The following is a 19749-nucleotide window of genomic DNA, read 5'->3' on the forward strand; positions in this document are numbered from 1 at the left end:
TACGGACGAGGCTGTGGACGAGCCGTGCGGACGAGGCTGCGGGCGAGTCGCGCGGGGTCGCTTCGCGCCCCCCGATTTGGTGGCCGGGCGGCGGGGTGGTTGGCTTGCCCCGAACCCGAGAACCAGGCCCTGGAGGAACCCGATGGCGCAGGTCGAGGCGACGACGGAGCGGATCGTCGCAGCGGACGCGGAGACGGTGTTCGACACCCTCGCCGACTACAGCGGCACCCGCGAGAAGCTGCTGCCCGAGCACTTCAGCGAGTACGAGGTCCGGGAGGGCGGCGACGGCGAGGGCACCCTCGTGCACTGGAAGCTCCAGGCCACCAGCAAGCGCGTCCGTGATTGCCTGCTGGAGGTCACCGAGCCGACCGACGGCGAGCTGGTCGAGAAGGACCGCAACTCCTCCATGGTCACCACCTGGCGGGTCACCCCGGCGGGCGAGGGCAAGTCCCGGGTCGTCGTGGTCACCACCTGGCAGGGTGCGGGCGGCGTCGGCGGCTTCTTCGAGAAGACCTTCGCCCCCAAGGGCCTCGCCCGGATCTACGACGCCCTGCTCGCCAAGCTCGCCGCCGAGGTCGAGAAGTAGCCAAAGGGCAGACAGGGGGCGGCCGTTGGCCGCCTCACCGGTTCGAGTGATCTCCGCGCGAACCAGCCGTACGTCCGTAACTCGTCGCACTTGTTCGCAGTTGTCGCCTCAGGCGGCAAATGTGAGCAGGTGTGACGAGGGGAGCGGTACGTGGGCGGGATCACTCTGGTGCAGGACCCGGTAAGGGATCCCGCACAGGACGAACCGGTCGTCGCGGCGGTCGTCGCGGCCCAGGAACCTCCTGGGCCTCCCGTCCCCGGGCCGGACGGGGAGCGGGACGCGGGACTGAGCCCGCGCCGGGTGCGGCTGGTCTTCGTCGGGCTGATGCTGGCGCTGCTGCTCGCCGCGCTGGAGCAGATGATCGTCGCCACGGCGCTGCCGAAGATCGTCGGTGAGCTGCACGGCCTGGAGAAGATGTCCTGGGCGATCACCGCGTACCTGCTCACCTCGACCGTCGGACTGCCCATCTACGGCAAGCTCGGCGACCTCTTCGGCCGCAAGGGCGTCTTCCAGTTCGCCATCCTGGTCTTCGTCGTCGGCTCCGCGCTCGCCGGACGCGCGCAGACCATGGACCAGCTGATCGCCTTCCGCGCGGTGCAGGGCGTCGGCGCGGGCGGCCTGATGATCGGCGTCCAGGCGATCATCGCGGACATCGTGCCGCCCCGCGAACGCGGTCGGTACATGGGCCTGATCGGCGCCGCCTTCGGACTCGCCTCGGTCGCCGGGCCGCTCCTGGGCGGCTACTTCACCGACCACCTCTCCTGGCGCTGGTGCTTCTACATCAACGTGCCCTTCGGCCTGGTCACCATGGCCGTCGTCGCCGTCGTCCTCAAGCTGCCCAGGCCGCGCGTCAAGCCGCGCCTCGACATCCTCGGCGCCGTGCTGCTCGCCGCCGCCTCCACCTGCCTGGTACTGCTCACCAGTTGGGGCGGCACCGAGTACGACTGGGACTCGCGGGTCATCCTCGGCCTCGGCGCCGGAGCGGTCGCGGCCACCCTGCTCTTCCTGGTCGCCGAGCACTTCGCGCCCGAACCCCTGATCCCGCTGCGCCTGTTCCGGGACTCCATCTTCAACGTCACCGCCCTGGTCGGCCTCGTCGTCGGCGTCGCCCTGTTCGGCGCCGCCAGCTACCTGCCGACCTTCCTCCAGATGGTCGACGGTGCCAGCGCCACCGAGTCCGGCCTGCTGATGCTGCCGATGATGGGCGGAGTCGTCGGCGCCTCGATCATCTCCGGACAGCTCATCAGCCGTACCGGTCACTACCGGATCCACCCGATCCTCGGCAGCGCGCTGTCCGTCGTCGGCATGTGGCTGCTCTCCCGCCTCGGCACCGACACGTCCCGGCTGCACTACAGCATCTGGATGGCCGTCCTCGGTGCCGGTATCGGCCTGGTGATGCCCGTCCTCGTCCTCGCCGTCCAGAACTCGGTGCGCCCCACCGACCTGGGCACCGCCACCAGCGCCAACAACTACTTCCGGCAGATCGGCGGCAGCGTCGGCGCGGCCGTCTTCGGCACCCTCTTCGCGGGCCGGCTCACGGACGCCCTGGCCGACCGGATCCCCGCCGAAGCGGGAGTCGACCTCCCCGACGCCGAGGCCATCACCCCCCAGCTCGTGCACTCCCTGCCCCCGGCGCTGCGCGACGCCTACATCGCGGCGTACGCCGACGCCATGCCGCGGATCTTCCTCTACCTGGTGCCGGTGCTCGTCCTCGGGCTCGTCATCGCCCTCTTCCTCAAGGAGAAACCCCTGGTGTCCCACAACGCCCCCGTCACCGACCCGGAGACCGCACGGCACGCGGCGCACGCACAGCACGCGACGCAGGCCGCCCAGCCGGCCGCGCAGGTTCCGCCGGCCCGGTCGCCCTACGCCGGCGGCATCCCCGTCTGCGGCACGGTGCAGCACCCCGACGGCACCGTCGTGCCCCGCGCGGCGCTCACCCTCATCGACGTCGGCGGACAGCAGATCGGCCGGGGTGCCAGCGGCGACGACGGACGGTACGCGCTGGCCACGCCCGGCTCCGGGGCGTACGTCCTGATCGCCGCGGCCGGCGGCCACCAGCCGCAGGCGGTCTCGGTCACGGTCGGCGAACGCCCGGTGGAACTCGACGTGGTCCTCGGCGGTGCCGGACGCCTCGCGGGCAGCGTCGTGACCGCCGACGGCAGCCCCGTACGCGACGCGACCGTCACCCTCACCAACGTCCACGGCGAGGTCGTCGCCACCACCCGCAGCGGCCGCGAGGGCGGCTACGTCATCACGGAGCTGGTGGCCGGCGAGTACACCCTCGCAGGCAGCGCCCCCGCCTTCCGCCCGGCCGCGCTGCCGGTCAGCGTCCAGGCCGCCCGGGAGACCCGCCAGGACGTCGAGCTGGCCGGCGGCGCCGTGCTGCGCGGCACCGTGCGGGCCGGCGGCGGGCGGGCCGTGGAGGACGCGCGCGTGACGCTCCTCGACGCCGCGGGCAACGTGGTGGACACCCTCACCACCGGCCCGGACGGCACGTTCCGGTTCATCGACCTGTCGTCCGGCGAGTACACCGTCATCGCGGCCGGATACCCGCCGGTCGCGACCGTGCTCCAGGTGGCCGGCGGCGGCCGGACGGAGCGCGACCTGCAGCTCGGCCACGAAGACTGAGACCGGCACACCGGCGTGCGGGCGCGCGCCGGTGTGTTCGCGCGCCACCAATTCCCCCGATGCCGCACATGGTCACCGGCCACCCCCGTACGGTGGTGACGGCGACACAGATCTTGCGGAGCCGTGGGCAGAGAGGGCCTGACGCCATGGACCATGGCACCGAGCGGGACGCACCTCCCGGCCACCGTGCCGGACCCGGCACCGTGCCGGCCGACCCCGTGACCGGCCGCGTCCCGCTGGCCGTCGTCGTGGTGGACCGCGACGGACTGGTCTCCCACTGGAGCCGTGGTGCACGGCGGCTGTTCGCCCTGCCCAAGGAAGAGGCGATCGGACGGCCCGCCCCCGATCTGCTGCCCGTCTCGGGCGTGCTCCCCGAGGACACGGAGCCGGACGGCGCCGGGCACGACGACTCCTACCGCTCGTACACCGCCCACGACGGCCTGGGGCCCGGCCTGGAGTCCTCCCTCGACGGGCGGCTGTCCTACCCCGCCGCGGGCCGGGCCCGGCTGACCGTGCGGGCCGACGACCGCGTCGACGTGCTCTGGTGGGCCTACCCCCTGGTGGGACCCGGTCCGGAGCGGCTGCTCGTGCTGGCCGCCGACGCGGACGGGCTGCGGCGGGACTGCGCCGACGCGGCCGACGACGGCGCGGGGCCGGCCGTCGTCGAGCGGATGGCCCCCGGATTCGCCCTGCACACCGACTTCCCCGGCGCCGACGAACTCGCCCGCCGACTCCCCGAGATCCTGCCCAGCATGAGCGTCGGCGAAAGCGCCCGCATCGTCGCGCAGGTGCTCGAACTGGGCTACCCCGTCCTGGAGTTCAGCCGGAACGACCGGGTGCCCGTCACCCCCGACTGGGGCGTGCCCCGGCGGGCCGAGCGCCGGGCGCGCCGCGAACGGGCCGCGCGGGCGCTGGCGGCCGGTGAACCGGTCCCGGACGACCTGCGGGACGAGGCCGAGGACCTGGAGTACACCGCGGTCCGCGAACGCCTGGAGTTCCTCAACGAGGTCAGCGGCGCGATCGGCACCTCGCTGGACCTCTCCCGGACCATCGTCGAGGTGAGCCGGGCGGTCGTCCCGCGCTTCACCGACGTCGCCGGCACCTATCTGCGGGAACAGGTCGTCGCCGGAGAGGGCTTCCCCGACGGCGTGCCCGACACGACGACGATGTGGCATCGGGTCGCCCTGGAACACACCGACGAACCCGGCCGCTGGGACGACGTCGTACCGGTCGGCGAGGCGATGCCCTTCCCGGCGCACACCCCCTTCTTCCAGTGCATGACCACCGGTGAGCCGGTCCTGGTGCCCCGCATCACCGAGGAGATGGGCCACGCCATCGCCTCCCAGTTCGAGAAGCGGGACATCCGGCCGCTCATCACGGGCCGCTCGATGCTGCTGGTGCCGCTGAAGGCACGCACCGTCGTCCTCGGCTTCATGATCCTGCTGCGGCACCCGGAGCGGCCCGTCTTCAACGACATGGACCGCGTCACCGGCGCCGAACTCGCCGCCCGCGCGGGCCTCGTCCTGGACAACGCGCGCATGTACACCCACCAGGAGAACGTCGCCGAGACGCTCCAGGACAGCATGCTCCCGCACATCCCGGCGCGCCTGGCCGGCTGCGACATCGCCACCCGCTACCTGCCGGGCACGCTGCTCGGCCGGGTCGGCGGCGACTGGTTCGACGCGGTCAAGCTGCCCGGCGCCCGCACCGCCCTCGTCGTCGGCGACGTCATGGGGCACGGTCTCAACTCGGCCGCGATGATGGGCCAGTTGCGCACCGCCGTCCAGACCATGGCCGGCCTCGACCTGCCCCCGGCCCAGCTCCTGCGCAACCTCGACGACCTCGCCCAGCGGCTCGGCGACACCCACCTGGCGACCTGCCTGTACGCCGTCTACGACCCCATCGCCGGGGAACTGCACCTCGCCAACGCCGGCCACATCCCGCCCGTCCTGGTGCGCGCCGAGGACGGCGCCAGCGAGCTGACCGACCTGCCGACGGGAGCACCGATCGGCGTCGGAGGGGTGCCCTTCGAGTCGGTGCGTGTCCCCGTGGCGCCCGGGGACCGGCTGGTGATGTGCACCGACGGCCTGGTGGAGGTGCGCGGCGAGGACATCGGTGTCGGCCTCGCCACCCTCTGCGAGTCCGCCGCCCACCCGGCAGCCTCCATGGACGACGCCTGCGACACCATCATCCGGGCCCTGGGCACCGGCGGCGGCCGCAAGGACGACGTCGCCCTGCTGATGGCCCGGCTGACCGGCATCGAGCCCGACGCCGTCGCCGAGTGGCGCCTCGCCCGCGACCCGGCGGAGGTGGGCCGCGCCCGCGCGGCGGTCCGCGAGCAACTCCACGACTGGGGGCTGCCGAAGCTGGTGGCCCACGCCGAGCTGATGGTCAGCGAACTCGTCACCAACGCCGTACGCCACTCCCACGCCCGCCCCGTCGCACTGCGCCTGGTGCGCGCCGACACGCTGCTGTGCGAGGTGGACGACGACGACCACGAACTGCCCACGCTCAGGAGCGCGGGCCCCGGCGACGAGACCGGGCGCGGTCTGCGCGTGGTCAGCACCCTCGCCCGCGAATGGGGCGCCAGCCGCACCGGCGCGGGCAAGACGGTGTGGTTCGAGCTGACCCTGCCCGCCCGGCACCGTTAGCGCGGCGCCGCCCGGGTGCCGAGGTGTCAGGCCTCGTCGCGGCGCCGTTCCGCCCTGCGTTGCAGGGACTCCCGCCGGGCGCGCAGCTCCTGCTGCCTGCGGCGGCTCTTCTTGCGCCGCTCGGCCCGCGCACGCGCCCGTGGGTCCCTGAGTTTCGTGTGGTCGAGCCTGGTGAGGTACCAGATGACGCCGCAGAACACGCCCAGGAGGAGCACGCCGAGGACGGCGGCGAGCACCGGTGGCATGTCCGCGACCTCGATGTCCCGATATCTTCCGACACCCACGTGCTCCCCCGTTCCCATGACCGCTCTCGTCGCCTCTTCCCCGGCCGACCGCCCCATCTTTCCCGGCCGGCCGACGTAATCTAGCCGACCCGCCCGTGGCCCGGATCCGCCCGGCGCGAACTACCGGTGAAGGAATGCGCCCGGCGCTTGTGGCCGTGCGCCGGGCGCGATACACCGTACGGACCCGTCGCCGACGGGTCGTACGTCGTCGCACCTGGGGAGACGGGCATGAGCGTGACGAGTCGGTACCGGGACGCCTGGGAGGGCTTCTGGAACGAGGCCTCCGGGGACCGGGGGGCGGTGTTCTGGGACGCGGAGCCGACGCTGACCGCCGGTCGCCACCTGGCCCACTTCGAGCCGCACCTGACCGACCCAGCCCTGCCGCTGATCGACCTGGGCTGCGGCAACGGCACCCAGACCCGCTACTTCGCCGAGCGCTTCCCGCACGTCGTCGGCGCCGACCTGGCCGCCGCCGCCCTCGCCCACGCCCGCCACGCCGACCCGGCCGGACTGGCCGCGTACCGGCAGCTGGACGCCGCCGACAAGGCCGAGGCGGAGGCGCTGCACGCGGAGCTGGGCGACGCCAACGTGTACGTTCGGGGCGTCCTGCACCAGTGCGAGCCCGACGACCGGCAGCCCCTGGCCGACGCCCTCGCCGCGCTCCTCGGCGAACGCGGTCGCGCCTTCCTGGTCGAGCCCTCCCAGGAGGCCAAGACCGTCCTGATGGGCCTGGCCCAGGGGCCCGCCGGGCCGCCGGCCAAACTCGCCCCCGTCCTGCGCCACGGTCTGACGCCCGGCGCCGTCCCCGACGAGGCGGTTCCCGAGTACCTTCGCGCGGCGGGCCTCAGCGTCCTGGCGAGCGGTGAACTCCCGCTGGTCACCACGGAGTACACGACGGACGGCACCCGCATCGAGCTGCCGTCGACGTGGGTGGTGGCGGGCACCGCGTAGCACGCGGCATCTCCGGGGACTTCCGGGAAAGCGCTGCTCGTAGGCCGTACGGGGCTCTTTTGGTGGTCTAGACCACCGATGGTTATCCACAGCCCTGGCAGAGGTGGCGGGGCAGCGCGTACGGTTCGAGCCATGAAGATCCTCATCAGTGCCGACATGGAGGGCGCCACCGGCGTCACCTGGCCGGCCGACGTGCTGCCGGGGACGCCGCAGTGGGAGCGCTGCCGGTCGATGTTCACCTCGGACGTGAACGCGGCCGTGCTGGGCTTCTACGACGGCGGCGCCGACGAGGTGCTGGTCAACGAGGCGCACTGGAGCATGCGCAACCTCCTCCTGGAGCGGCTCGACGAGCGCACGGAGATGCTCACCGGGCGGCACAAGGCGCTGTCCATGGTGGAGGGCGTCCAGCACGGAGACGTGGACGGCATCGCGTTCATCGGGTACCACGCGGGCGCCGGCATGGAGGGCGTCCTCGCCCACACCTACCTCGCCAACCAGCTCACCGGCGTCTGGCTGAACGACGTACGGGCCAGTGAGGGCCTGCTCAACGCCCACGTGGTCGCCGAGTACGGAGTGCCCGTGGTGCTGGTCACCGGCGACGACGTGGCCTGCGAGGACGCGCTCGGGTACGCGCCCGAGGCGCGCAAGGTCGCGGTCAAGGACCATGTGTCGCGGTACGCGGCCGTGTGCCGTACGCCCGCCAGGACCGCCGCCGACATCCGGGCCGCGGCCAAGGAGGCCGCCGCGCTCGCCGTGCGGCACGAGCCGGTGAGCGGCGGACCGTTCACCCTCGCCCTGGAGTTCGACGCCGAGCACCTGGCGGCGGCCGCGACCGTGGTGCCCGGGGTGGCGCAGGTCGGGGAGCGGAAGGTGGCGTACACCCACGACACGATGTTCGAGGCGATCCGGACGTTCAAGGCGGTCACGACGATCGTCTCGGCCGCGGTGGAGGAGCAGTATGGCTGAGCAGACCGGCACCGGCACCGGCACGGGCGCACAGGCGCTGGACGAGGTCGTCCGGTTCACCTCCGAGCTGATCCGGATCGATACCACCAACCGCGGTGGCGGCGACTGCCAGGAGCGGCCGGCCGCCGAGTACGCGGCCGCACGGCTCGCCGAGGCCGGGATCGAGCCCACGCTGCTGGAGCGCACCGCGGGCCGTACCAACGTGGTGGCCCGCATCGAGGGCACCGACCCGTCGGCCGACGCGCTGCTGGTCCACGGTCACCTGGACGTGGTGCCCGCCGAGGCCGCCGACTGGAGCGTGCACCCGTTCTCCGGGGAGATCCGCGACGGCGTCGTCTGGGGACGCGGCGCGGTCGACATGAAGAACATGGACGCGATGATCCTCGCCGTCGTCCGCGACTGGGCCCGGCGCGGCGTGCGGCCCCGGCGCGACGTGGTGATCGCCTTCACCGCGGACGAGGAAGCCAGCGCCGAGGACGGCTCCGGCTTCCTCGCCGACCGGCACGCCGAGCTCTTCGAGGGGTGCACCGAGGGCGTCAGCGAGTCCGGGGCGTTCACCTTCCACGACGGGGCCGGGCGGCAGTTCTACCCGATCGCCGCCGGTGAGCGCGGCACGGGCTGGCTCAAGCTCACCGCGCGCGGGCGGGCCGGGCACGGCTCCAAGGTGAACCGTCAGAACGCGGTCACCCGGCTCGCCGCCGCGATCACCCGCATCGGCGACCACGAGTGGCCGCTGCGCCTGACCCCGACCGTGCGCGCGGCCCTGACCGAGATCGCCGCCGTCTACGGCATCGAGACCGACCTGAGCGACGTCGACGCGCTGCTGGACAAGCTCGGCGAGGCCGGGAAGCTGGTCGAGTCCACCGTCCGCAACAGCAGCAACCCGACCATGCTGGACGCCGGGTACAAGGTCAACGTCATCCCGGGAGAGGCCGTCGCCCACGTCGACGGGCGGTTCCTGTACGGCGCCGAGGACGAGTTCCGCAGCACCCTCGACCGGCTCACCGGGCCGGACGTGGACTGGGAGTTCGTCCACCGCGAGGTGGCCCTCCAGGCGCCGGTGGACTCGCCGACGTACGCCCGGATGCGTGCGGCCGTGGAGGAGTTCGCGCCCGAGGGGCACGTCGTGCCCTACTGCATGTCCGGGGGCACCGACGCCAAGCAGTTCTCCCGGCTCGGCATCACCGGATACGGGTTCGCGCCGCTGAAGCTGCCCGAGGGCTTCGACTACCAGGCGCTCTTCCACGGCGTGGACGAACGGGTCCCGGTCGAGGCGCTGCACTTCGGAGTCCATGTCCTCGACCGTTTCCTGCGCACGGCGTAAAGACCCCGGCACCGCCCGGACGAGCAAGCAGCTGGAGGAGAAGTGGGAGAGTCAGTGCGGACTCTGTCATACGGATCGTGGCCCTCGCCCGTCGACGCGGCCCTCGCCGCCGCGCACGACGGACGGCCCGACGACGTCGGCTTCGTCGGTGACGAGGTGTGGTGGACCGCGCCCCGGCCCACCGAGGGCGGACGGCGCACCCTGGTGCGGCGGCACGCCGACGGCACCGAGGAGCCGGTGCTGCCCGCACCGTGGAACGTGCGCAGCCGCGTCATCGAGTACGGCGGCCGTCCCTGGGGCGCGGCCACGACCGGCTCCGGTCCGCTGGTGGTCTTCGTGAACTTCGCCGACCAGCGGCTGTACGCCTTCACCCCGGGCGGCGGCGAGCCGCGTCCGCTGACGCCGCTGTCCGCGGTGGGCGGCGGGCTGCGCTGGATCGAGCCGGACCCGCGTCCCGAGCGCGGCGAGGTGTGGTGCGTCCTGGAGGAGTTCACCGGCGACGGGCCCACCGACCTGCGCCGCGTGCCGGTGGCGGTGCCGTTGGACGGCTCCGCCGCCGACGACCGGGGCGCGGTCCGTGAACTGGCCCCCGAGCGGCACCGCTTCGTCACCGGACCCCGCCTCTCGCCCGACGGGCGCCGCGCCGCCTGGCTCGCCTGGGACCACCCCCGCATGCCCTGGGACGGCACCGAGCTGATCGTCGCCGAGGTCGGTCCCGAGGGCACCTTCCAGCAGGCCCGGACCGTCGCCGGCGGGCCCGAGGAGTCGATCGCCCAGGCGGACTGGGCCCCGGACGGCACCCTGCTGTACGCCTCCGACCGCACCGGCTGGTGGAACCTGTACCGCGACGGGCGGCCGCTGTGCCCCCGCGAGGAGGAGTTCGGCGGGCCGCTGTGGAAGTTCGGGCAGCGCTGGTTCGCACCCCTGGACAGCGGCCTGATCGCGGTCCTGCACGGCCGGGGCGCCGCCGTCCTCGGCATACTCGACCCCGAGACCGGCGAGGTCGTAGACGCGGCGGGTCCCTGGACGGAGTTCGCGCCCGCCCTCGCCACGCACGGGGAGCGGGTCGTCGCCGTCGGCGCGAGCCCCCGCAGCGGCTACGAGGTCGTCGAGCTGGACGCCCGCACCGGCCGCGCCCGGGTGATCGGCGCCCCGCACGAGGACGCCACGGACCCGGAGTTCTACCCGCGGCCGCGGATCCGGACCTTCACGGGACCGGGCGGACGGGAGATCCACGCCCACCTCTACCCGCCGCACCACCCCGGCTGCCGGGCCCCGGACGGCGAACTGCCGCCGTACGTCATCTGGGCGCACGGCGGCCCCACCAGCCGTTCCCCGCTCGTCCTCGACCTGGAGATCGCCTACTTCACCTCCCGCGGCATCGGCGTCGCCGAGGTCAACTACGGGGGTTCCAGCGGCCACGGCAGGGAGTACCGCAACCGGCTGCGCGAGCAGTGGGGCGTCGTCGACGTCGAGGACTGCGCGGCCGTCGCCCTCGCCCTCGCCGACGAGGGCACCGCCGACCGGGACCGGCTCGCCGTGCGCGGCGGCAGCGCCGGCGGCTGGACGTCCGCCGCCTCCCTGGCCACCACCGACGTCTACGCCTGCGGCACGATCAGCTACCCGATCCTCGACCTGACCGGCTGGGGGACCGGTGAGACCCACGACTTCGAGTCGCAGTACCTGGAGAGCCTGATCGGCCCGTACGCCGAGGTCCCGGGCCGCTACACCGACCGGTCGCCCGCCGAGCACGCCGAGCGCGTCACCGCCCCGTTCCTGCTGCTCCAGGGACTGGACGACGTGATCTGCCCGCCCGTGCAGTGCGAGCGGTTCCTCGACCGGATGGCGGGCCGCGGCGTACCCCACGCCTACCTCGCCTTCGAGGGCGAGGGGCACGGCTTCCGCCGTGCGGAGACCATGGTGCGCGCCCTGGAGGCGGAGCTGTCCCTCTACGCACAGGTCTTCGGGCTGACCCCGCCCGGCGTCCCGGCCCTGGAGCTGACCCGATGAGCCGGGTGCGGGAGCTGGTCCGGCCGGCCCGGCTCGCCCCCGGCGCCCGGGTGGCCGTCGTCGCGCCCAGCGGCCCCGTGCCCGAGGAGCGGCTCCAGGCGGGCCTGGACGTGCTGCGCGGCTGGGACCTCGACCCGGTCGTGGCGCCGCACGTCCTGGACCGGCACGGCAGCTTCGACTACCTCGCGGGCACCGACACCGACCGGGCCGCCGACCTCCAGGCCGCCTGGTGCGACCCCGCCGTGGACGCCGTGCTGTGCGCCCGCGGCGGATACGGCGTCCAGCGCATGGCCGACCTGCTCGACTGGGAGGCGATGCGCGCGGCCGGTCCCAAGGTGTTCGTCGGCTTCAGCGACATCACCGCGCTGCACGAGGCGTTCGCCACCCGCCTCGGCCTGGTCACGCTGCACGGGCCGATGGCGGCTGGGATCGACTTCATCAAGAACGCCCGGGCGCAGGAGCACCTGCGGGCCACCCTGTTCGACCCGGAGACGGTCCGTGTGATCACCTCCGGCGGCACCCCGCTGGTGCCCGGCCGGGCCCGGGGCGTCACCCTGGGCGGCTGCCTCGCCCTGCTCGCCGCCGACCTGGGCACCCCGCACGCCCGGCCCTCCGCGCGCGGCGGCCTGCTGTGCCTGGAGGACGTGGGGGAGGAGACGTACCGCATCGACCGCTACCTCACGCAGTTGCTGCGCTCCGGCTGGCTCGACGGGGTCGGCGGCGTGCTGCTCGGCTCGTGGGCCGAGTGCGGGCCCTACGAACGGCTGCGGCCCCTGCTGGCCGACCGGCTCGGCGGCCTCGGCGTGCCGGTCGTCGAGGACTTCGGGTTCGGGCACTGCGAGGGTGCGCTGACCGTCCCGTTCGGCGTACCGGCGGAACTCGACGCGGACGCGGGCACCTTGACGCTGGACCGGCCGGCGCTGTGCCGCCCGGCGTAGGCTGACCCCATGCCGCACACCCCGCCCCGCCACCTCGCCGAGGGCCCGCGCGTCGGCATCCGGCACTTCAGCCACGCGGACGCCGCCGAGTTCACCGCCCGGGCACGGCAGAGCAAGGACCTGCACCACCCCTGGCTCTTCCCGCCGGAGAGCGTCCAGGCGTACGAGGCCTACGCGGGCCGGCTCATCGAGGACCGCACCAAGGCCGGGTTCCTGGTGTGCGAGAAGGGCACGGCGGCGGCGGACGGGGTGGACGGGCCGACGGGCCCAGGGCCGGACGGCGGCTCCATCGCCGGGTTCGTCAACATCAACAACATCGTCGAGGGCGGCTTCCTCAGCGGCGCGCTCGGCTACGGCGCCTTCGCGCACGCGGCCGGCCGGGGGCTGATGCGCGAGGGGCTGGACCTCGTGGTGCGGTACGCGTTCGGGCCGATGCGGCTGCACCGGCTGGAGATCAACGTCCAGCCGGGCAACGCCGCCTCGATCGCACTGGCCCGCGCCTGCGGCTTCCACCTGGAGGGCTTCTCGCCGAAGATGCTCTACATCGACGGCGCCTGGCGCGACCACCAGCGCTGGGCGATCACCGCCGAGACCGTGACTTCCGGTTGATCTTCATCGTGTCCAGGTCCGTCACCGTGGACTTGAGGTCGCCGAACCCGTAGCCGAGCCCGCGCAGCGTGCCCTCCGCCCGGTCCTCGGCGATCGCTCCCGCCATCTCCTCGCCGTCCGCCGCGTCCGACACCACCACGTAGCGCATCGAAAAATGCTTCAGCGGTGCGGGTTCGTACGACAGCGAGCCCTCCTCGGTGAACCGCATGCTCGCCATCCCGTGCTCGCCCGCCTCGGCGAGCAGCCGGTCCCGCGCCTCCTCGGTCAGCCCCTCCCAGGTGCCCCGGACGATCACCCGGTAGGTGTGCTGCTCACTCACGGCCGCTCTCCTTAGTCTTCTTCGTCCTGGTACGCGCGTCGACCGCCTGACCCTACGCCCGCGCACTTACGGGTCCCAGCGGATTAAACGTGAGGCACGTCGCCCCGGCCCGGTCCACGGAGACCCTGTTCACCGCGCCGGGGAGCGGCTTCCATGGGGAAGCGTGACGACGATCCGACGCGAGGTACTGACCCTGCCCGCCGCGCCGCCGGGGCCGGACAACCCCCTGCCGCCGCTGCGCCCCCTGGACGAGGCCCACCGCATCGACGACCGGGACCGGGCGGGCCTGCCGCGCGACATGGCCCGCCAGATCGACTACGAGCCCCTGCGCAGCCTGCTGCCCGCCCAGGTCCGGGACGGCTACGGCCGCGGGCGCGAACCGCGTGGGCTGGACGCCCTCGTCATCGAGAACGACCGGCTGCGGGTCACCGTCCTGCCTGCCCTCGGCGGCCGCATCGCCTCGCTCCACCACAAGCCGACCGACCGCGAACTGCTCTACGCCAACCCGGTCCTCCAGCCCGCCAACTTCGCCCTCAACGGCGCCTGGTTCTCCGGCGGCATCGAATGGAACATCGGCGCCACCGGCCACACCACCCTGTCCTGCTCGCCCGTGCACGCCGCCCGCGTCCCCGCCCCCGACGGCGGCCGGATGCTGCGCCTGTGGGAGTGGGAACGGCTGCGCGACCTGCCCTTCCAGGTCGACCTGTGGCTGCCGGAGGGCTCGGACTTCCTCTACGTCGGCGCCCGCATCCGCAACCCGCACGAACGCCCGGCGCCCACCTACTGGTGGTCCAACATCGCCGTCCCCGAGGACCGCCGCGTCCTGGCCCCGGCCGACGAGGCCTGGCACTTCGGTTACGAGCGCAGGCTGCGCCGGGTCCCGGTGCCGGAGTACGACGGCGTCGACCGCACGTACCCACTGAACAGCACCTACGCCGCCGACTACTTCTACGAGGTGCCGGACGACCGGCGCCGCTGGATCGCCGCGCTCGACGACGACGGCCACGGGCTGGTGCAGACCTCGACCGACCTGCTGCGCGGCCGCAAGCTGTTCGTGTGGGGCACCGGACCCGGCGGACGCCGCTGGCAGGAGTGGCTCACCGAACCGGGCACCGGCGGCTACTGCGAGATCCAGGCGGGGCTCGTCCGCACCCAGCTCGAACACGTCAAGCTGGAGGCGGAGAGCGAGGTGTCCTGGCTGGAGGCGTACGGACCGCTCGACGCCCGGCCCGACGGCGACTGGCACACCGTGCTGCGCCGGGCCGAGGACCGACTGGAGGCCGCCCTGCCGCGGGCCGACGTCGACGCCGCGTACGACGCCTGGCGGCCGTGTGCCGACACCGAGCCGGGCGAGCGCCTGGCCACCGGGTCGGGATGGGGCGCGCTGGAGGTGCTGCGGGCCGGCTGGAAGCTGCCCGGCACGCCCTTCGCGGAGGACACCCTCGGCGCGGAACAGCGGCCCTGGCTGCACCTGTTGCGCACCGGGTCACTGCCCGCGCCGCGGCACGACGAGCCGCCCGGCGGGACGCTGGTCGCCCGGCCCTGGCGGGACATGCTGGAGACCACGGCCGCCACGCCGTCGGCCGAGTACCACCTCGGTGTCGCCCAGTGGCACGGCGACGACCGGGCGCAGGCGGTGCGCAGTTGGGAGCGCGGCCTCAAGTCCGCCACGGACCGCTGGCCGTTGCTGCGCTGCCTCGCCGTCGCCGACCAGGAGGACGGCCACGGCGAGCGGGCCGCCGACCGGTACGCGGAGGCCTTCGACGACCTGTGCGCACGCCGGAGCGACGCGGCGAAGGGGGACGACGGATGGGCGGCCGTCACCGCGTCGCTGGGCCGGGAGGCGATCGGGGCGCTGCTCGCGGCCGGGCGCACCGCGGACGCCCGGGCCGTGTGGGAACGGCTGGATCCGGAGACGGCGGCCCGCGGCCGGTACCGGCTGATCGAGGCCGGACTGCTGGCCGCGGAGGGCCGGCGCGAGGACGCCCGTGCCGTGTTCGACGAGGGCTTCGAGGTCGCCGACCTCAGGGAGGGCGCCGACGGCATCGGCCTGCTGTGGGCACGGCTGGACGACGCACCGCTCCCGGCCCGCTACGACTTCCGGATGTGGCCGGACGGGGAGTGAGCCCCGCCCGGCCCCTCGGGTGACGTGCCGGGGCCCTACTGCTGCCGGTCCACGTACTCGTAGATCGCCCCGTCCGGGTGCCGGGCGATCAGGTTGCGGCCGACGGGAGTGGCGACCGGCCCGGCGATGATGTCGGCGCCCAGTGAGCCCAGTACGCGACGGGTCTCCTCGACGTCCGACACGGCGATCGTCGCGGCCACCTTGCGCAGCACCTCGAGTTGCGACTCCGGCCCGCTCATCAGCAGGAAGCAGCCGATGGCGGCGACCTGGACGCCGCCGCGTTCGAAGCGGAGGGCCTCGCCGCCCGCCAGACCCTCGTAGAAGGGGATCGCCTTGTCCAGGTCGTCGACGTAGATGCGCAGTGTGGCTCCCAGAATGTCCATACGGACGAGCCTAGTTGGACCGGCGGGACCGGCGGGACCGGCGGGTACCCGCAACCCATGCAGACCCGGTCGAAACCGGCGTCGGCGAACTGCTTCAGCCCCGCCACGTGCTCGTCCACGTCGTCGCCGCACCCCCGGCTGTCGCGGACCGACGCCCAGCCGGAACCGGCCGCCGGTCATCACCGCGTCGACCTCCCCGGAGGTGCCGCGACCTCCCCGCGGACGTTTGGGCGCCCCGGCCCAGGGGACGCGGAAGGCTCATGAGGTACGCGACAGCCCGGAGGCGAACCGTGAGCCGACCCCGCATCGTGATCGTCGGTGCCGGTTTCGCCGGGTACCGGACGGCCCGCACCCTGTCCCGGCTCACCCGGCACCAGGCCGACATCACCCTGCTCAACCCGACCGACTACTTCCTCTACCTGCCCCTGCTGCCCCAGGTCGCCGCCGGAATCCTGGAACCGCGCCGGGTCAGCGTGTCCCTGTCGGGCACGCTGCCGCACGTCCGGCTGGTGCTGGGCGAGGCCGAGGGGATCGACCTCGACGGGCGCACCGTGCGCTACACCGGCCCGGAGGGCGAGGAGGGCACCCTGGCCTACGACCGGCTGGTGCTCGCCGCGGGCAGCGTCAACAAACTGCTGCCCGTCCCCGGCGTCGCCGAGCACGCCCACGGCTTCCGCGGGCTGCCGGAGGCGCTCTACCTGCGCGACCACGTGACCCGGCAGGTGGAACTGGCCGCCGCGGCCGACGACCGGGCGGAGTGCGCCGCGCGGTGCACGTTCGTCGTGGTCGGTGCGGGGTACACCGGCACCGAGGTCGCCGCGCACGGCGCGATGTACACCGACGCGCAGGTCCGCAAGCACCCGATGCGGACCGGCATGCGGCCGCGCTGGATGCTGCTCGACGTGGCGCCTCGGGTCATGCCCGAGATGGACGAACGGCTCTCCCGCACCGCCGAGCGGGTCCTGCGGCAGCGGGGCGTCGAGGTGCGGATGGGGACCTCCGTGAAGGAGGCCACCCGCGACGGGGTCGTACTGACCGACGGGTCCACCGTCGACACCCGCACACTCGTGTGGTGCGTGGGCGTGCGGCCCGACCCGCTGGTGGAGTCCCTGGGGCTGCCCATGGAACGCGGTCGGCTGCTCGTCGACTCCCACCTCCAGGTGCCGGGCCGGCCCGAGCTGTTCGCCTGCGGTGACGTGGCGGCGGTGCCCGACCTGAACCACCCGGGCCAGTACACGCCGATGACCGCACAGCACGCCTGGCGGCACGGCAAGGTCTGCGCCCACAACGTCGTCGCCTCGCTCGGCCGCGGGGAGCGGCGGGCCTACCGCCACCGTGACCTGGGGTTCGTCGTGGACCTCGGCGGCGCCAAGGCCGCGGCCAACCCGCTCGGCCTGCCGATGTCCGGCCCGGCGGCGGGTGCGGTCACCCGGGGCTACCACCTCGCGGCGATGCCGGCCAACCGCGTGCGGGTCGCCGCCGACTGGCTGCTCGACGCGGTGCTGCCCCGCCAGGCCGTACAGCTGGGCCTCGTACGGTCCTGGTCGGTGCCGCTGGAATCGTCGTCGCCGGAGGTCGCACGGGTGCCGGGACGTCCTGAGCGGACCGGGAAGGCCGCCGGGGCCGCCGGGGCCGCCGGGAAGCATGCCGACGGCGACGAGCCCGCGAAGGGGCAGCCGGGTGGTGAGCCCGGAAAGAACCAGCCGGGCGGTGAGCCCGCGAAGAACCAGCCGGGCGGGGAGCCGGCCCAGACGGGGACCGACGCCGGGTCCGCCGGGAGCCGGTCGCACGGTGAGCGGGCGAAGCGGAGCCAGTCCGGCTCGCCCCGCGCGTCCGGCAAGCCGCGCCGCGCCGTCGAGGCCGCCGGACCGCGCCCCGCCCGAGAAGGCTCCGGCAAGGCAGGCAAGGCGGGCAAGCCGGGCCAGTCCTCCCGCGCCTCCGGAGCGGGCTCCGCCGGGAAACGGCCCACCGCCCCGTCCGGACCGAGCCGGTCCGCGGGCCCGCCGGCCGACCCAGGTCCCGAGCCGCCGGCGCACCAGCCGCCCCCCGGACCCGACATCGCCCCCGGCCCCGTCAAGCGAACCGACGGACGTGCCGCGGAAGGAGACTCATGAACACCGGTGAACTCGTCGACCTCGGACAGCAGTTGCGCGTCGACAGCGTACGGGCGGCCGCCGCCGCGGGCTCCGGGCACCCGACGTCGTCGATGTCCGCCGCGGACCTGATGGCCGTACTGCTGGCCAACCACCTCCGCTACGACTTCGAGCGCCCCGCCCACCCCGGCAACGACCGCTTCGTACTCTCCAAGGGACACGCCTCGCCCCTGCTGTACTCCGCCTTCAAGGCGGCGGGCGCCGTCGACGACGAGGAACTGCTCACCTTCCGCAAGCGGGGCAGCCGTCTGGAGGGGCACCCCACGCCGCAGCGGCTGCCGTGGGTCGAGACGGCCACCGGTTCGCTCGGGCAGGGACTGCCCGTGGGCGTCGGCATCGCGCTGTCCGGCAAGCGGCTCGACCACACCGACTACCGCGTGTGGGTGCTGTGCGGGGACAGCGAGATGGCCGAGGGATCGGTGTGGGAGGCCGCCGAGCACGCCGGGTACGAGCACCTCGACAACCTCACCGTGATCGTCGACGTCAACCGGCTCGGCCAGCGCGGCCCCACCCGGCACGGCCACGACCTCGACGCGTACGCGCGCCGGTTCCGGGCCTTCGAGTGGCACACGATCGAGGTCGACGGCCATGACGTCGACGCCGTCGACCGCGCCTACGGCGAGGCCTTGTCCACCAGGGGCCAGCCCACCGCGATCATCGCCCGCACCCTCAAGGGCAAGGGCGTGCAGGCCGTGGAGGACCGCGAGGGCCAGCACGGCAAGCCGGTGCCCGACGCCGAGGAGGCCGTCGCCGAACTCGGCGGCCCCCGTGACATCACAGTGCGGGTGCACGCGCCCGAGGACGCCCGGTCGCTGCGTTCGACGGGCACCGGGCAGACCGAGCTGCCCCGCTACGACCGGGGCGACGAGGTCGCCACCCGCAACGCCTTCGGCGAGGCGCTCGCCGCGGTCGGCACCGCGCGCGGCGACGTCGTCGCCCTCGACGGCGAGGTCGGCGACTCTACCCGGGCCGAGTTCTTCGCCAAGGAACACCCCGAGCGCTACTTCGAGTGCTACATCGCCGAGCAGCAGATGGTCGCCGCCGCGGTGGGGATGGCGGCCCGCGGCTGGGTGCCGTTCGCCACCACCTTCGCCGCCTTCCTGACCCGCGCCCACGATTTCGTGCGCATGGCCTCGATCAGCGGCGCCGGCATCAACCTCGTCGGCTCCCACGCGGGGGTCGCCATCGGCCAGGACGGGCCCAGCCAGATGGGGCTGGAGGACCTCGCCATGATGCGGGCCATCCACGGCTCGACTGTGCTGTACCCGTGCGACGCCAACCAGGCCGCGCGCCTCGTCGCCGAGATGGCCGGCCTGGAGGGCATCCGCTATCTGCGCACCTCGCGGGGCGAGAGCACGGTGATCTACGGCCCCGACGAGGAGTTCCCCGTCGGCGGCAGCAAGGTGCTGCGCTCCTCCGACGCCGACCGGCTCACCGTCGTCGCGGCCGGGGTCACCCTGCACGAGGCGCTCGCCGCGGCCGACGCACTCGGAGCGGACGGCATCCCGGTCCGGGTGATCGACCTGTACTCGGTCAAGCCCGTCGACCGGGCCACCCTGCGCGCGGCCGCCGAGGAGACCGGCTGCCTGGTGACCGTGGAGGACCACCGGCGGGAGGGCGGCATCGGCGACGCCGTCCTGGACGCCTTCACGGACGGGCGGCCCGTGCCCCGGCTGGTGCGGCTCGCGGTCACGACGATGCCGGGCTCCGCGACCCCGGCGGAGGAACTCCACGCCGCGGGGATCGACGCCGAGTCCATCGAGGCGGCCGCACGGATGCTCGTGGAGCAGGCGATCGTTCCGTGAGCAGGAGTGGCGGC

General features: G+C 73.8%; 15 protein-coding genes. 12 read left to right on the plus strand and 3 right to left on the minus strand.

Annotated features, from left to right (window positions below; all coding sequences use genetic code 11):
* The first annotated feature begins 142 nt into the window (after nucleotides 1-142).
* The 3 genes from ACH4D3_RS03275 to ACH4D3_RS03285 all read left to right on the plus strand — a co-directional run bounded on the left by ACH4D3_RS03275 (nucleotide 143) and on the right by ACH4D3_RS03285 (nucleotide 5868).
* Nucleotides 143-586 carry an SRPBCC family protein gene (locus ACH4D3_RS03275; RefSeq protein WP_127892813.1) on the plus strand — a complete coding sequence of 148 codons (444 nt, stop codon included), beginning with the start codon at nucleotides 143-145 and terminating at the stop codon, nucleotides 584-586.
* Nucleotides 587-736: 150 nt separating this feature from the next.
* Nucleotides 737-3217 carry an MFS transporter gene (locus ACH4D3_RS03280; RefSeq protein ID WP_398315786.1) on the plus strand — a complete coding sequence of 827 codons (2481 nt, stop codon included), beginning with the start codon at nucleotides 737-739 and terminating at the stop codon, nucleotides 3215-3217.
* A gap of 146 nt (nucleotides 3218-3363) precedes the next feature.
* On the plus strand, nucleotides 3364-5868 hold the full coding sequence (locus tag ACH4D3_RS03285) for a SpoIIE family protein phosphatase (protein ID WP_398315788.1): 2505 nt from the start codon (nucleotides 3364-3366) through the stop codon (nucleotides 5866-5868).
* A 26-nt stretch (nucleotides 5869-5894) separates the two neighbouring features.
* Here ACH4D3_RS03285 and ACH4D3_RS03290 read toward each other — a convergent pair whose 3' ends face one another.
* Entirely contained in the window at nucleotides 5895-6152 is a 258-nt protein-coding gene (locus ACH4D3_RS03290) for a hypothetical protein (RefSeq protein ID WP_398315790.1), read from the minus strand.
* A gap of 228 nt (nucleotides 6153-6380) precedes the next feature.
* Here ACH4D3_RS03290 and ACH4D3_RS03295 point away from each other — a divergent pair, with 228 nt between their 5' ends.
* The 6 genes from ACH4D3_RS03295 (at nucleotide 6381) to ACH4D3_RS03320 (ending at nucleotide 12950) form a co-directional block, all read left to right on the plus strand.
* Nucleotides 6381-7103 (plus strand): methyltransferase domain-containing protein, encoded by a 723-nt coding sequence (locus tag ACH4D3_RS03295; RefSeq protein WP_398315792.1) that lies wholly within the window; start codon nucleotides 6381-6383, stop codon nucleotides 7101-7103.
* Nucleotides 7104-7235: 132 nt separating this feature from the next.
* Nucleotides 7236-8069: a M55 family metallopeptidase gene (locus tag ACH4D3_RS03300; protein ID WP_398315794.1), complete on the plus strand. Its 834-nt coding sequence runs from the start codon at nucleotides 7236-7238 to the stop codon at nucleotides 8067-8069.
* Nucleotides 8062-9393 (plus strand): M20/M25/M40 family metallo-hydrolase, encoded by a 1332-nt coding sequence (locus ACH4D3_RS03305; protein ID WP_398315796.1) that lies wholly within the window; start codon nucleotides 8062-8064, stop codon nucleotides 9391-9393. The genes ACH4D3_RS03300 and ACH4D3_RS03305 overlap by 8 nt, the downstream gene beginning before the upstream one ends.
* A gap of 42 nt (nucleotides 9394-9435) precedes the next feature.
* Entirely contained in the window at nucleotides 9436-11403 is a 1968-nt protein-coding gene (locus tag ACH4D3_RS03310) for a prolyl oligopeptidase family serine peptidase (protein ID WP_398315798.1), read from the plus strand.
* Nucleotides 11400-12341, plus strand: a complete 942-nt coding sequence (locus ACH4D3_RS03315; RefSeq protein WP_398315800.1) for an LD-carboxypeptidase — start codon at nucleotides 11400-11402, stop codon at nucleotides 12339-12341. The genes ACH4D3_RS03310 and ACH4D3_RS03315 overlap by 4 nt, the downstream gene beginning before the upstream one ends.
* Nucleotides 12342-12350: 9 nt before the next feature.
* Entirely contained in the window at nucleotides 12351-12950 is a 600-nt protein-coding gene (locus ACH4D3_RS03320) for a GNAT family N-acetyltransferase (protein ID WP_398315802.1), read from the plus strand.
* Here ACH4D3_RS03320 and ACH4D3_RS03325 read toward each other — a convergent pair.
* Entirely contained in the window at nucleotides 12922-13269 is a 348-nt protein-coding gene (locus ACH4D3_RS03325) for a DUF6204 family protein (protein WP_127894673.1), read from the minus strand. The two genes, ACH4D3_RS03320 and ACH4D3_RS03325, sit on opposite strands and share 29 nt — an antisense overlap.
* Nucleotides 13270-13432: 163 nt before the next feature.
* Between ACH4D3_RS03325 and ACH4D3_RS03330 the strand changes: the two genes are divergently transcribed.
* Complete coding sequence (locus tag ACH4D3_RS03330; RefSeq protein ID WP_398315804.1) at nucleotides 13433-15394, plus strand: DUF5107 domain-containing protein; 1962 nt, start codon at nucleotides 13433-13435, stop codon at nucleotides 15392-15394.
* Between the two features lie 35 nt (nucleotides 15395-15429).
* Here the strand turns inward: ACH4D3_RS03330 and ACH4D3_RS03335 are convergent, their stop codons facing one another.
* Complete coding sequence (locus tag ACH4D3_RS03335; RefSeq protein ID WP_398315806.1) at nucleotides 15430-15777, minus strand: VOC family protein; 348 nt, start codon at nucleotides 15775-15777, stop codon at nucleotides 15430-15432.
* Between the two features lie 290 nt (nucleotides 15778-16067).
* Between ACH4D3_RS03335 and ACH4D3_RS03340 the strand changes: the two genes are divergently transcribed.
* Nucleotides 16068-17891 (plus strand): FAD-dependent oxidoreductase, encoded by a 1824-nt coding sequence (locus ACH4D3_RS03340; RefSeq protein WP_398315808.1) that lies wholly within the window; start codon nucleotides 16068-16070, stop codon nucleotides 17889-17891.
* Nucleotides 17888-19735, plus strand: coding sequence for a transketolase (locus tag ACH4D3_RS03345; protein ID WP_398315810.1), 1848 nt, complete (start codon nucleotides 17888-17890; stop codon nucleotides 19733-19735). Before ACH4D3_RS03340 ends, ACH4D3_RS03345 begins: the two co-directional genes overlap by 4 nt.
* Nucleotides 19736-19749: the final 14 nt, after the last annotated feature.

Source organism: Streptomyces sp. NPDC018026 (assembly GCF_044327745.1).
GTDB lineage: Bacteria > Actinomycetota > Actinomycetes > Streptomycetales > Streptomycetaceae > Streptomyces > Streptomyces rubrogriseus.